This window comes from Tsukamurella ocularis, from assembly GCF_965138335.1.
Classification (GTDB): domain Bacteria; phylum Actinomycetota; class Actinomycetes; order Mycobacteriales; family Mycobacteriaceae; genus Tsukamurella; species Tsukamurella ocularis_A.
This window is the reverse complement of the sequence record NZ_CBCSDV010000047.1, coordinates 1-12,512: the sequence shown is the minus strand read 5'-3', so window position 1 is coordinate 12,512 and position 12,512 is coordinate 1. Positions and strand designations below refer to the sequence as shown.

Annotated in this window: 12 protein-coding genes and 1 tRNA gene; 5 read left to right on the top strand and 8 right to left on the bottom strand. The window is 68.2% G+C overall.

The genetic code is table 11. From position 1 onward, the window contains the following. Nucleotides 1-23 precede the first annotated feature (23 nt). The 6 genes from ACNAYW_RS23525 to ACNAYW_RS23500 form a co-directional block, all read right to left on the bottom strand. The coding region (locus tag ACNAYW_RS23525) for a serine/threonine-protein kinase (protein ID WP_415852039.1) at nucleotides 24-1,297 on the bottom strand (1,274 nt) is incomplete at its 3' end. Next, a complete protein-coding gene (locus ACNAYW_RS23520) occupies nucleotides 1,297-2,811 on the bottom strand; it encodes a peptidoglycan D,D-transpeptidase FtsI family protein (protein ID WP_415852038.1) in 1,515 nt (504 codons plus the stop codon). The genes ACNAYW_RS23520 and ACNAYW_RS23525, both read right to left, overlap by 1 nt. Further along, nucleotides 2,808-4,229 (bottom strand): FtsW/RodA/SpoVE family cell cycle protein, encoded by a 1,422-nt coding sequence (locus ACNAYW_RS23515; protein ID WP_415852037.1) that lies wholly within the window; start codon nucleotides 4,227-4,229, stop codon nucleotides 2,808-2,810. Before ACNAYW_RS23515 ends, ACNAYW_RS23520 begins: the two co-directional genes overlap by 4 nt. Further along, complete coding sequence (locus ACNAYW_RS23510) at nucleotides 4,226-5,680, bottom strand: PP2C family protein-serine/threonine phosphatase (protein WP_415852036.1); 1,455 nt, start codon at nucleotides 5,678-5,680, stop codon at nucleotides 4,226-4,228. Before ACNAYW_RS23510 ends, ACNAYW_RS23515 begins: the two co-directional genes overlap by 4 nt. Beyond that, nucleotides 5,677-6,141, bottom strand: coding sequence for an FHA domain-containing protein FhaB/FipA (locus ACNAYW_RS23505; RefSeq protein WP_224644811.1), 465 nt, complete (start codon nucleotides 6,139-6,141; stop codon nucleotides 5,677-5,679). Before ACNAYW_RS23505 ends, ACNAYW_RS23510 begins: the two co-directional genes overlap by 4 nt. A gap of 111 nt (nucleotides 6,142-6,252) precedes the next feature. Continuing rightward, nucleotides 6,253-7,491, bottom strand: coding sequence for a DUF3662 and FHA domain-containing protein (locus ACNAYW_RS23500; RefSeq protein WP_415852035.1), 1,239 nt, complete (start codon nucleotides 7,489-7,491; stop codon nucleotides 6,253-6,255). A gap of 212 nt (nucleotides 7,492-7,703) precedes the next feature. On the opposite strand from ACNAYW_RS23500, the gene ACNAYW_RS23495 reads away from it, so the two are divergent. Next, nucleotides 7,704-7,789: transfer RNA gene (locus ACNAYW_RS23495), tRNA-Leu, on the top strand. A 36-nt stretch (nucleotides 7,790-7,825) separates the two neighbouring features. Here the strand turns inward: ACNAYW_RS23495 and ACNAYW_RS23490 are convergent. Together ACNAYW_RS23490 and ACNAYW_RS23485 are read right to left on the bottom strand one after the other, a co-directional pair. Further along, a complete protein-coding gene (locus ACNAYW_RS23490) occupies nucleotides 7,826-8,980 on the bottom strand; it encodes a site-specific integrase (RefSeq protein ID WP_415852034.1) in 1,155 nt (384 codons plus the stop codon). Nucleotides 8,981-8,982: 2 nt separating this feature from the next. After that, nucleotides 8,983-9,534: a helix-turn-helix domain-containing protein gene (locus ACNAYW_RS23485; RefSeq protein ID WP_415852033.1), complete on the bottom strand. Its 552-nt coding sequence runs from the start codon at nucleotides 9,532-9,534 to the stop codon at nucleotides 8,983-8,985. A gap of 135 nt (nucleotides 9,535-9,669) precedes the next feature. Between ACNAYW_RS23485 and ACNAYW_RS23480 the strand changes: the two genes are divergently transcribed. The 4 genes from ACNAYW_RS23480 (at nucleotide 9,670) to ACNAYW_RS23465 (ending at nucleotide 12,337) form a co-directional block, all read left to right on the top strand. After that, a complete protein-coding gene (locus ACNAYW_RS23480; RefSeq protein WP_415852032.1) occupies nucleotides 9,670-9,912 on the top strand; it encodes a helix-turn-helix transcriptional regulator in 243 nt (80 codons plus the stop codon). Nucleotides 9,913-9,993: 81 nt separating this feature from the next. Further along, nucleotides 9,994-11,334 carry a hypothetical protein gene (locus ACNAYW_RS23475; protein WP_068570372.1) on the top strand — a complete coding sequence of 447 codons (1,341 nt, stop codon included), beginning with the start codon at nucleotides 9,994-9,996 and terminating at the stop codon, nucleotides 11,332-11,334. 138 nt (nucleotides 11,335-11,472) lie between these two features. Beyond that, on the top strand, nucleotides 11,473-11,841 hold the full coding sequence (locus ACNAYW_RS23470; RefSeq protein ID WP_415852031.1) for a hypothetical protein: 369 nt from the start codon (nucleotides 11,473-11,475) through the stop codon (nucleotides 11,839-11,841). Nucleotides 11,842-11,959: 118 nt separating this feature from the next. Next, nucleotides 11,960-12,337 carry a hypothetical protein gene (locus tag ACNAYW_RS23465; RefSeq protein ID WP_068570370.1) on the top strand — a complete coding sequence of 126 codons (378 nt, stop codon included), beginning with the start codon at nucleotides 11,960-11,962 and terminating at the stop codon, nucleotides 12,335-12,337. Nucleotides 12,338-12,512: the final 175 nt, after the last annotated feature.

Here is a 12,512-nt window from a genome sequence, read left to right as displayed (position 1 = left end):
TNNCCGGCGGGNNCGTCGTNGTNGGCGCGACCGTCGAGGTCTCGGTCACCGTCTTCGGCGGCTCCGTCGTGGTCCGGGTCGGGACCGGCCGGGCCGCGGTGGAGGTCCCCGTCGGCGGCGGCGCGACGGTGCCCGTGTCGGTCGTGCTCGTCGACGGCAGCGGCGTCTCCGTCCCGGTGTCCCGGGTGACGAAGTAGCCGCCGACGATCGCCGCGGCCAGCAGCAGCAGCGCCACCGAGACCCCGAGGATCGTCTTCTGCGCCTTGGTCCAGCCGCCGCCGTCCGAGTAGCCGGCGGGGGCCGCGGCGCGCGGCGTCGGGCTGGAGTTGCGGGAGACGGGCTGCGGGCCCGGGCGGGCCGCGGGCGGCACGACGGCCGTGGCGGCCGTCTCCGGCACCCCGGTCGCGGCGGCGGCCGCCGCGGGAGCGGCGCCGGTCCAGCCGCGCGGCATCGGCGGGCGCTGCCCGGCCTTGACCGCGGCGACCGCGTCGGCGAACTCGCCGCCGTTCGCGTAGCGCTGTCGCGGATCCTTGCCCAGGGTCAGCGTGATCAGCTCGCGCACCGGTGCCGGCAGGTCGCCCGGCAGGGGCTCCGGCTGGTCCCGGATGTGCTTCATCGCGACGGTGATGGCGCCGTCGCCCGAGAACGGGCGCTTGCCGGCGAGGCATTCGTAGCCGACGACGCCGAGGGAGTAGACGTCGGAGGCGGCGGTGGCGTCCTCGCCGGAGGCCTGTTCGGGGGAGATGTACTGGGCGGTGCCCATGACCATGCCGGTCTTGGTGACGGGTGCGGCGTCGACGGCTTTGGCGATGCCGAAGTCGGTGATCTTCACCTGCCCGGTGGGGGTGATGAGGATGTTGCCGGGTTTGACGTCGCGGTGGACCAGGCCGGCGGTGTGGGCGACTTGGAGGGCGCGGCCGGTCTGTTCGAGGAGGTCGAGGGCCTGGGCTTGGCTGAGGTGGCCGAGGCGGGACAGGACGGCGTTGAGGGGTTCGCCGTTGACGAGTTCCATGACGAGGTAGGCCAGGGGTGCGCCGCCGGTCTGGTCGGCGGTTTCGCCGTAGTCGTAGACGCCGGCGATGCCGGGGTGGTTGAGGGCGGCGGTGGTGCGGGCCTCGTTGCGGAAGCGCGCCAGGAATTCCTGGTCCTCGGAGAATTCCGCTTTGAGCACCTTGACCGCCACGCGGCGGTCGAGCCGCGTATCCATCGCCTCCCACACCTGGCCCATGCCACCGGTGGCGATGAGCCGGAGGAGTTCGTAGCGGTCGGCGATCACCGATCCGGTCTGCAGACTCATCAGTTCCCCTGCCCGTTCACCGCGGCGCCTATCACCGCTCGTCCGATCGGCGCCGCGAGCGACCCACCGGTCGCCGCCTCGCCTTGATTTCCACCGTTCTCAATGATGACCGCCACCGCTACCTTCGGGTCGTTCACCGGGCCGTACCCGATGTACCAGGCGTGCGGCGCCTCGCCGCCGCGCTGGCCCTGTGAATGTTCCGCCGTGCCGGTCTTCGAGGCGATCTGGACCCGGCCGCCCGAGCCCTTCGTGTGCTGCTCCGACGCGATCATCAGCTCCCGCATCTGCGCCGCGACCTGCGGCGTGATGGCCTGCCCGAGCTGCTTCGGCTTGGTCGAGCCGATGGTCGAGAGGTCCGGGGCCTGGAAGGAGTCCACCAGGTAGGGCTGCATGCGGACGCCGCCGTTGGCGAGCGTCGCCGCGATCACGGCGTTCTGCAGCGGGGTCATCGCGACGTCGAGCTGGCCGATCGCCGACTGGCCCGTCTGGGCACCGTCGGACAGGGGGCCGGTCACCGACTGCGCGACCCGCAGCGGGAGGGGATCCGGCGTCGAATTGACGCCGAAGTTGTTCGCCATCGCCTTGATCGCCTCTCCTCCGTCCTGCATCTTCGCCGTGGCCAGATCCACGAACGCGGTGTTGCACGAGTACTGGAACGCCTGCAACAGGCTGACGGTACCGCCCGACGAATCGGGGCACGTCATCCCCGCGTAGTTCTGGAGCGTCGTATTGCCGCCGCCGGGCAGGGTGATCTGCTTGTCGGCCGTGAGCCGGGTGGTCAGGTCGACGCCCTTGCCCTGTGCCAGCGCCGCCGCCGTGGTGATCACCTTGAAGGTCGACCCGGGCGGGTAGGTCCAGCTGGTCGCCCGGTTGTCCATCGGCTTGTCCGGGTCGTCCTTGAGCTGCTCCCAGGTCTTGCTGACCGCGCCGGTGTCGTGCGAGGACAGGGGGTTCGGGTCGTAGCTGGGGGTCGACACCATCGCGAGGATCTTGCCGGTCGACGGCTCGATCGCGACGGCCGCGCCGTGGCACGGGCCGTTCGAGCCGCACGCCGTCGTCAGCCGTTCGTAGGCGATGCGCTGCATGGCCGGGTTGATCGTGGTGATCACGTTGCCGCCGCTCGGGTCGCGGCCCGACAGCAGGTCGACGACGCGCCGACCGAACAGCCGGTCGTCGCTGCCGTTGAGCACCGACTCCTCGGCGTGCTCGAGGCCGCTCGAGCTGTAGATCATCGAGTAGTAGCCGGTGAGCGGCGCGTAGGCGCGCGCCATGTCCTCCGGGTAGGTGCGCAGGTACTTGTACCGGTCGTCGGTCTTGATCGACTGGGCCATGACCTGGCCGCCCGCGAGGATGGAGCCGCGCTGGCGCGCGTACTCGTCGAGGAGCACGCGCTCGTTGCGGCTGTCGGCGCGGAGGTCGTCGGCGCGGAAGACCTGCACCCAGGTGGCGTTGGCGAGCAACGCGACCACGAGCAGGACCACGACGAGGGAGATGCGGCGGATCGGTGCGTTCATACGCGCTTCACGATCTCGGTCGGCCGGTCGGGGACCGGCGCGCCGGGCTTGCGGGCGACCTTGGGCTCGCGGGCCGCGTTGGAGATGCGCAGCAGCAGCGCGATGAGGGCGTAGTTCGTGAGCAGCGACGAGCCGCCGTAGCTCATGAACGGTGTGGTCAGGCCGGTCAGAGGGATCAGCTTCGTGACGCCGCCGACGACGACGAAGAGCTGGATCGCCATCGTCGAGGCCAGGCCGGCGGCCAGCAGCTTGCCGAAGCTGTCGCGCACCGTCAGGCTCGCGCGGAAGCCGCGGAAGATCAGCACCAGGAACAGCATGAGGACGGCGGCCAGGCCGATCAGGCCCAGCTCCTCGCCGACCGCGGCCATGATGAAGTCGGTCGACGCGAAGGGCACCATCGTGGGCCGGCCGGAGCCCAGGCCCGTCCCGGCCAGGCCGCCCGTGGCCAGCGAGAACAGGGCCTGCGCAGGCTGGTAGCCGATGGTCTCGTACGCGGCGAACGGGTCGCGCCACACCTCGACGCGCACGCGCAGGTGGGGGAAGAGCTGGTAGGCGGCGACGGCGCCGATCACCGCGAGGCTCAGGCCCACGATGATCCAGCCGATGCGCTCCGTGGCGATGTAGACCATCGCCAGCACGGTGAAGAAGATGAGCAGCGGCGTGCCGAGGTCGTTCGCGTAGCCGAGCACGCCGAGCGCGACGATCCACACCAGCAGCAGCGGCGCGAGGTCGCGGGCGCGCGGCAGGTCGATGCCCAGGACGCGACGGCCCGCCGAGGTGAACAGGTCGCGCTTGGACACCAGGAAGGCCGCGGTGAAGATGATGAGCAGGATCTTGCTGATCTCGCTCGGCTGGATGTTGAACAGCGGCGTCTTGATCCAGTTCTTCGAGCCGTTGATCTCCGACAGGCTCGACGGCAGCAGCGCCGGGAGGGCGAGGAAGACCACGCCGGCCAGGCCGATCGTGTACGCGTACTTCGACAGCGTGCGGTGATCGCGCAGCAGCGCCAGCACGGCGACGAGCACCGCGAGGCCCAGCAGGGTCCAGAGGATCTGCTGGTTGGCCTCCTGCGTCTGCGAGACGCGCCCGTTCTCCGCATGCGCGTTGCCCAGGTCGAGCCGGTGGATCAGCACCAGGCCCAGGCCGTTGAGCATCGCCACCACCGGCAGGATGATCGGGTCGGCGTAGGGCGCGAACCGGCGGACCGCGTAGTGGGCCGCGCCGTACAGCACGACGAAGGCGACCACGTACTTCGCCAAGTCGAGGGTGACCCGCTGCTCCTGCGCCCACTCGACCAGTGCGAGGGAGGTCCCCGTCACCACCGTGGCGGCGCCGAGCAGGACCAGCTCGTAGGTCCGGGAGCGGTGGTTCGGGTCGAGCGCTATGCCCGAACCGGGAGTGCTGGCGCCCGACGTCACGAGGGGCCTCCGCGGCAGGGGCTCTCCGGCGTCGAGGGCTTCGTGACGACCCTGGTGACGGGCGCCGGGGGCGGCACGAGCGTCTCGCCGGCCGGCGGGGCCACCGTGGTCGACGGTGCCGGGACGTTCGGGTCCTGGGGGGCCTGGGTCGGCGGCGCGGGCACCTCGATCTCGGTGGTGACCGCACACCGCTCCATGAGGTTGTCCCGGTCGGTGAGGTTACGGGCCTGCTCGCGGGCGTCGTCGAGCGAGCTCGCGTAGGGCAGGCCGGCGAGGTTGGCCCGGCCGCGCGGGGTCAGGTCGTCGACGGTGAGCGGCGTGCAGCCCTGCGGGGCGCGATCGGTCCCGGCGGTGGTCTCCGCGATGCAGACGACCTCCTGCTGCGAGTTCAGCTTCCGGCCGAAGATCGACACCTTGACGCCGTGGGAGATGGCGATGGTGCCCTTGTCGGTGGCCGCGACGAAGTAGCTGGAGTTGACCACCGAGCGGGTCACGATCAGGCCGATGGCGCCGCCGACCAGCAGCACGAGCAGCACGCCCAGCGCGATCCACTTGCGGCGCGAGCCGGTCTCGGGTTCGTCGTCGACGTCGGTCGCGACCACGCGGCGGGGCGCCTTCTTCGGCGGGCGCAGCGCGGCGGCCCGGCCGGCGGCGGTGTTGGCCGGCGGGACGTAGTCCTCGTCGTCGTCGTTCGCGGCGCCGCCGACGATGGGGCGGCTCTGCCCGAAGCTGGTGTCCTCGACGCGGGCCACCACGACGGTGACGTTGTCGGGGCCGCCGGACTTGAGCGCGAGCTCGATGAGGCGATCGGCGGCGGCGCTGACGCTCTCGGTCGCCAGCTCCAGGGTCTCGCCGATCGTCTCGTCGCTGACCACGTCGGAAAGGCCGTCGGAGCAGAGCAGATAGACGTCGCCGGCCTTGGCCTCGCGCAGGGTGAGCGTCGGTTCGACCTCGTGCCCGGTGAGCGCCTTCATGATGAGCGAGCGCTGCGGGTGAGTGTGCGCCTGTTCGGCGGTGATCCGGCCCTCGTCGACGAGGGTCTGGACGAAGGTGTCGTCCTTGGTGATGCGGATGAGCTGACCGTCGCGCCGCAGGTAGCCGCGGGAGTCGCCCACGTGGATCAGGCCGAGCTTGGAGCCGGCGAAGAGGATCGCGGTGAGCGTGGTGCCCATGCCGTCCAGCTCGGGGTCCTCCGCCACCTGCTCGGCGATGGTGTCGTTGCCGGCGACCATCGCCTCCTCGAGGGTGTCCAGCAGGTCGCCGCCGGGCTCGTCGTCGTCGAGGGGGGCGAGCGCGGCGATCATCAGTTGCGAGGCGACCTCGCCGGCGGCGTGGCCGCCCATGCCGTCGGCCAGCGCCAGGAGACGGGCCCCGGCGTACACGGAGTCCTCGTTGTTGCTGCGGACGAGGCCCCGGTCGGAGCGGGCGGCGTATCGAAGGACGAGGCTCACGGGCGCAACTCGATCACTGTCTTGCCCACGCGCACCGGAGTGCCCAGCGGGACGCGGGTGGGAGTGGTGACCTTGTTGCGGGCCAGGTAGGTGCCGTTCGTGGAGCCCAGGTCCTCGACGTACCAGTCGTCACCGTCGCGGGACAGGCGGGCGTGCCTGGTCGAGGCGTAGTCGTCGTTGAGCACCAGCGTCGAGTCGTCGGCGCGGCCGATGAGTACGGGCTGCTGGCCGAGGGTGATGCGCGTGTTCGCGAGCGGGCCGTGGGTGACCACGAGGTACTTCGCGACCTTGCTGGTGCGGGAGAACAGGGCCCGACGGGGCGCCTTGGCCTCCTTCTGACGGGGCCGCAGGCCCGACGCCAGGCGCGCATCGGAGCGCAGCGCGCTGATGACCAGCCAGATGCACAGCCACAGCAGCAGGAGGAAGCCCGCACGGGTCAACTGCAACACGAGTCCCTGCACGGTGCCTCCCTCCTGGTCCTATCCGGCGCACATCGGTCCGGCGCACACTCGTCCGGCGCCCGGCGTGCGGGCGCTGTCCACGGGTCTGCTCACGCCGCCCCGAAGTGAAATCTACTGGAAGCGGACCACGATGTCGGAGTGGCCGACGCGGATGCGGTCGCCGTCGGCGAGCTCCCAGTTGGAGACGGGCACGTCGTTGACCGAGGTGCCGTTGGTCGAGCCGAGGTCGTTGAGGACCGCGGCGTAGCCGTCCCAGCGGATCTCGACGTGCCGCCGCGAGACGCCCGTGTCGGGGAGACGGAACTGCGCGTCCTGACCGCGGCCGATCACGTTCGTGCCCTCGCGCAGCGCGAAGGTGCGGTTGGAACCGTCCTCCAGGTACAGCGTGACCGACTGCGGCTGGGCGTAGCCGCCCTGCGGCTGCTGGTAGCCCTGGTCGTAGCCGGGCTGCTGGTAGCCCTGGTCGTACCCCTGCGCGGGCTGCTGGTAGCCCTGGTCGTAGGCGGGCTGCTGGTAACCCTGGTCGTACGCCGGCTGCTGGTAGCCCTGCTGGCCGTAGTTCTGCTCGTAGGCGGGCTGCTGGTAGCCCTGGTCGTACCCCTGTGCCGGCTGCTGGTAGCCCTGGTCGTAGGCGGGCTGCTGGTACCCCTGGTCGTACGCCGGCTGCTGGTAGTTCTGCTGGCCGTAGTTCTGGTCGTACGCGGGCTGCTGCTGGTAGCCGCCCTGGTCGTAGCCCTGCTGGCCGTACCCCTGGTCGTAGGCCGGCTGCTGGTAGTTCTGCTGGCCGTAGTTCTGGTCGTAGCCGGGCTGCTGCTGACCGTAGTTCTGGTCGTACCCCGGCTGTTGCTGCTGCGGCTGGTAGCCGCCCTGGTCGTACTGGCCGCCGTGCCGTCCCTGGTCGTATCCGGGATTGTTGCTCATCGAATCGGCTCCTGATTCTGCAGGTGGTCGCTGGGGTACAAGGTTCTGGGGGACTGCATCCGGATCCACGGTGCCGCGGGCCCGGAACTGGCCCGTGTGCAGGCCTGGTGACTGCTCGAAGTGCACGACCACGTCACCATAAGTCTGCCAGCCGTTGTCATGGATGTATTCGTCGAGGTGCTTCGAGAAGGCGCGGATCGCGAGCTCGCGGTCCGCCTCGAAGGTCTCCTGATCGGTCGGGGAGACGGCGATGACGTACTTGTTCGGTACCAGGTACGCCCCGTCTCCGAGGGTTTGCAGCTGATCCTCAGCCTCGCGTTGGAGAGCGGCCTCCACTTCCTGGGGGACCACCTTGCCGCCGAAGACGCGGGCGAAGCCGTCGCCCACCGCGCCTTCGAGCTTGCGCTCGAACCGCTGCAGGATTCCCATGAAACGACCTCCCCCTTCCTCAGCGTGTCGTGATGCATGTTCTGACCAATGATGATAGCCGCGATCACGGCACGGCGAAGTCAGCGTAACCCCATTGGTCCCAACTGTCCCTTTGGTAGCACGAACGGCGCAGGCCCGGCAAGGTCGGACGCCCAGGTCGCGGTCCGATTTCGCGGCGTGCGTCGTCGCGTGTTAATCTTCTCCGGTCGCTCGGGCGAGTGGCGGAATGGCAGACGCGCTGGCTTCAGGTGCCAGTGTCCTTCGGGACGTGGGGGTTCAAGTCCCCCTTCGCCCACCAGAATCAGGCTCCTAACCTTGCAGGTAGGAGCTTTTTTCATGCCCCAGCATGGTCGATCTGGGCACTTGGCGGGCACACTTTGGGCACAATCGCCCGAGCCGTGTAGTTCGACTGCAACTGGTCCGCGAGCAGGTCCAGGTCGGAATCGAATAGGTCCGCGTACACGCGAAGGGTCACAGAGGCGTCCTTGTGCCCAAGCATCCGAGCTAGTGCGAGAACGTTGCCGCCCGCTGAGACGGTGAGGGACGCACAGGTGTGTCGCAGAGCGTGGGGAGTGATCTGCTGGTCGATACCCGAGCGAACCACGGCGCGATGGAACCATCCTCGCGGAGCCTTCTGCTGTGCACGGAAGGTGCCCTCGTCGTTCGGGAACAGTAGGTCGTCGCGGTCTTTGCCCTCACACTGCTGAGCGAGCATGTCGAGCACGAACGGAGCGACGGGAACGGATCGGTTCTCGCGTCCCTTGGTGTCCTCTATCTCGACTTTGTTCGCAACCCACACCGCGTTGCGGTGAACGTCCAGCCTCCTGCGCAGGAAGTCCACGTCGCGAGGGCGAAGCGCGATCAGCTCGCCCCAGCGGAGACCACACGTGGCTAGCACGTAGACAATGCGGGCGTTGTCGAGGGTCAGACAAGCTGCGGCGAGCGCGTCCACGTCATCAAACCCCAGGTAGACGTGCTTCTTCGGGGACCGTTTCGGCATCCGTTCCAGACCGCGCGCGGGGTTGGTTGCGATGCGCTTGCTCTTCACCGCGTCGTCGAGAATGCCCTGCAAGATGCCGACAGCCCGCTTGGTGACCGAACCGCTCCTTCTCGAACCCAGCTCCGCAACCCACTGCTCCACGCCGAGCTGATCGACCCTCGCCACGGGCGTATCCCCCCACTTCGGAAGCACGTGCGTGCGCATTGCTACATCCAGTGAGTAACCCCAGCTCCGAGAGACCTTCGCCTGTTTTCGCTCCAACCACGCGGGAGCTAGGGCGGCAACGGTCACGGTACCGAGCGATGGCTGAACGTACGTGCCAGTGTTCTTCGCGACTTCGACGGTCGCGGCGAACAGCTCGGCTTCGCGTTTGGTGGTGAACCCGCGCTTCTTGGTCTGCCGTCCGTTCGGCATTCGATAGCGCACCATGTAGCGGGTACGACGAGACGGAGGCCCGCTGGTGATCTCGTAGGGCTCGATGGTCGCCATGCTCACATCTCCGTATCCGCGCGGTGCTGCTCCCAGCGGGGGAGTGCCTCGCGGAGTTCCTCGATCACGCCGCGCATGACTCGCCCCCGCTTCTGGGGCGTGGCGTCAGCGCCTGCCCTCTCGTCACGTTCGACGGATGCGGTGTGCCCGTACACGTAGTCGGTGAGCATCGCGAAGTGATCAGCGTCGAGACCTAGGTCGACAGCGGCTTTGTCGTCAGCGCGAGTCCAGTCCAGGGACTCGGTGACTGGTCTTGCGTTTACGAGTCGGGGGGGAGTCATCGGCTTGCCCGATACCGCGTCGGTGAGATCGCCGTCGGGTAGCAACACGGAGACGGGGAGCGGACCGTGGAAGGCGGCTAGGGCGCGCGCGACAGCGATGAGCACGGTCAGGTCGGGGGTGATGTTGCCAGCTTCGACCTGACGTACCCGCGCCTGCGTCCAGCTCACGCCGTGCAGCGACACTGCGCGGGCGAGGCGGTCCTGCGTCCACCCAGCCTGCTCGCGCAACCCCCGTATGCGGTGCCCAATGGCAATCCCTACGCCCTCACTCATGTGCACAGAGATTACTTAACATACTCGGTGTTGACAAGTGCCGCGAGGACTGGTCTACTGGTTACAGCGAGTAGGAAACCTACTCACACAGATCATTCACAGAGAGTAGGACGGCTACTCGCAGAGGAGGCAGAAATGAGCGACAAGCTCCTGACCCCCGCCGAGGTGGGGGAGCGGACGGGCTACACCCCTGGCGGGCTCGCCGTGATGCGGCACCGCAAGGAGGGTCCGCCTTTCGTCCAGCACCGTCCGCGCGGACGGGTGATGTACCGCGAGGAGGACGTGGACGCCTGGATCGCAGCAGCAGTCAAAACCCCCGCTAGTCACTTCCACCCCGCCTCTGTCATCGGACGGGCACGGTTTCGCGACCCAGCGTAGGCACTTAGAGCGATAGCACATGCACGACAGCACATTTCACATACCGCTCCACCGACGGGGCACAAACTTTAGGAGGACGCCATGAGCTTCACCCCATCCGACGACCGCACGCTTGTCGAGGTCATTCACGAGTCCGACGACACCCTCTACCCGCTGCATGAGCAGTACGAGGGGCAGCACGAGCCGCAGCCCGCATACATCGAGCTACAGCTCGGAACGGGGCGACTCGGAACATACGTCAACCCGCACATCGGCGGGAGCGAGCCGCGCCACCATCACGGCGAGGATCGCCTGTACGAGGTCGAGAACACGAAGATGTCCTCGCAGGCTGTCAACGCCCTGCTCGACGAGCTGATCCCGCTAGCACAGCGGGTGCTCGACGGGGCGGACACGGGCATCAACTACCTGAGCGGCAACCGCTACGCGACGCTCGACGCGGACGCGGAGGAAGCCGAAGAGCAGATCGCCGAGGCGATCCGCAAGTTCCGCTACGAGGGACCTGGCGTGACCGACGAGCAGCGTGCGCGCCTCGTGGATAGCTACACCGAGCAGGTCGCCCGCGACCTATCTACGGAGTGGGGTTCGCGCTTGGTGGACGCCGACTATGACTTCACGCCGTTCGCACGGGGAGTCGCAGAGGGATTCGTCGACCAGCTCATCGCATGCGACGAAGCGCCGTACCCGCTGCCCACCTTCGACTGGGACTTGGGCGGCACGACCTGGGACGAGTTCACCCACGCCGTCGAGAGCGGCGACGTGCCCGCGCCTCAGGGATTCGGTCTCAAGGCCCGCGTCGCACGCCTGCTCGGCGATGCACCCGCTTTCACCCGCACATACGGCAATCCCGAGGTTAAGGCGTGGGTCGACGAGGACAACTCCATCGTCGAGGTCCGCGCCGAGCGCCTCATCGCCTGCTCGCGATGCGGCCAGTCTGTACGGGTGAGCGGTCGCGTCGCTGAATTCGACCAGGCAGGCACCGAAGCGGGAGGGTTCGACCACCAGCATGGATGTGGCGCGTGGACCGAACCGACCTCGGCGGTCCTCCGTGTCACGAGCGGCACCAGTGACGACGAGTTGGCAGACCTCATCACCGATGTGATCAACGCCGATGACGCAGACCAGGGTGAGCGTGAGGACGCAGCCCGTGACCGTGAGGCGGCGGCGAACGTCGCGCTCACCGAGGCCGCCGAAGCCCTGCGGGAGGCGCGGGATGCCCGCGACGAGGCAGAGTCCGCTGTCGAGACCGCGCAGGACGACCTCGACGAGGCACAGGACGCGGGTCGCGACACCTCGGACGCCGAAGTCGCCATCACCGCAGCGCGAGTTGCCCTCGCCGAGGCAGAGTCCGCCGTCGAGGCCGCGAATGAGGCCGTGCAGGAGGCGTCGGGCGAGCTGGCCGACGCCGAAGCGGGCTTGTACTAGCCGCTCAAGGTAGCCCCTGTTTCCGACATAGGTCGGGCGCGGTTCGAGACCGAGCAGGGGCACGTCAGTCATCAGAGTCCCGAAGACGGGACATGACAGACCCGCCGCATGTGCGTGGCGGAGAACAGAGGAGAACACATGGCTGAGGTCCTGGTACGTGCAGAGGCGCTGGATGTGTCCGCGAGCGCGGATTTGCTCGCTGCGCAGGAGGGGTGGGATCACCGACTCGCCGTCGGTATCGACGGAGCCCCCGTCCTGATCACCCCCGAGGGCGAGGTGCTCGACCGCCTCGCCGACCCCACCGAGTCCCTCCGACACGGCGAAGTCACCCCGCTCACGTGGGCGGGCGTCGAGCAGATCGTCACCGAGGCGGTCGTGGAGTCCGCCCTGCACCGCGAGGCGGAGGTGGTCATTGGTGGTGAGGTCGCAGGAGCCGCGTACGTCCTCACCCTCCACACGTCCACCACGCTGCTCCGCGCGCTGCGCTCGCGCAGCGGACAGCTCTGATCATCAAGCCGGAAACGGCAGCCCCTGCCCGCAGATCGCGGGTGTGAGTGCGGTTCAGACCGTACAGGGGCACGTAAGAACCGCACCATCAACTGATGTCATCTACAGAGAGAAGATCATGGCTACAACCGAATTGGCGGCGCTCGACGACGTGCCATATCCGTGGCACGGCTACACCGAGTACACCTGCGAGTACATAGAGCGGATGTACCTCCTCCCCGAGGGCACGGTCGACCCTGCCGACATTGATCGGCTGGTGGACTTCATCTCCGCTGCGACGATTGGACACCCCTATATCGAGGGAGTGGTTCCGAACCACATCTCGTTGGTGGCCCACACGATCATGGTCCTCTTCCCCAACGGTCCAACTAACGGACTGGCTATCGCCAATCTGGTTTACCTGCTACTGGATTGGTGCCCTGCGTCGCGGGCAATGGTTCAGCGGGCGATAGCTACCGCGAGTCGTCGCGCACCCAGTCGAGTGTGGCGTCGGTGAATCGCTACCGCATTACGGAGGGGCTTCGCGCCCCAGCACATGACGAAGGCGACGGACTCCTACACCCGCCGCCTCCGATGAACACATCAGATCAGCCGTCTAAACCAATCGAATCGAGCGTACCCGATCATGACTCAATACCCCTGGGACGCACCGTCCCCCACCACCCCCTTCC

Excerpts from the sequence above, each read along its gene's own strand:
- ACNAYW_RS23520 (WP_415852038.1), bottom strand. The coding sequence starts at position 2,811 with ATGAACGCACCGATCCGCCGCATCTCCCTCGTCGTGGTCCTGCTCGTG.
- ACNAYW_RS23465 (WP_068570370.1), top strand. The coding sequence starts at position 11,960 with ATGGCTACAACCGAATTGGCGGCGCTCGACGACGTGCCATATCCGTGG.
- ACNAYW_RS23490 (WP_415852034.1), bottom strand. The coding sequence starts at position 8,980 with ATGGCGACCATCGAGCCCTACGAGATCACCAGCGGGCCTCCGTCTCGT.
- ACNAYW_RS23500 (WP_415852035.1), bottom strand. The coding sequence starts at position 7,491 with ATGGGAATCCTGCAGCGGTTCGAGCGCAAGCTCGAAGGCGCGGTGGGC.
- ACNAYW_RS23485 (WP_415852033.1), bottom strand. The coding sequence starts at position 9,534 with ATGAGTGAGGGCGTAGGGATTGCCATTGGGCACCGCATACGGGGGTTG.
- ACNAYW_RS23475 (WP_068570372.1), top strand. The coding sequence starts at position 9,994 with ATGAGCTTCACCCCATCCGACGACCGCACGCTTGTCGAGGTCATTCAC.
- ACNAYW_RS23480 (WP_415852032.1), top strand. The coding sequence starts at position 9,670 with ATGAGCGACAAGCTCCTGACCCCCGCCGAGGTGGGGGAGCGGACGGGC.
- ACNAYW_RS23470 (WP_415852031.1), top strand. The coding sequence starts at position 11,473 with ATGGCTGAGGTCCTGGTACGTGCAGAGGCGCTGGATGTGTCCGCGAGC.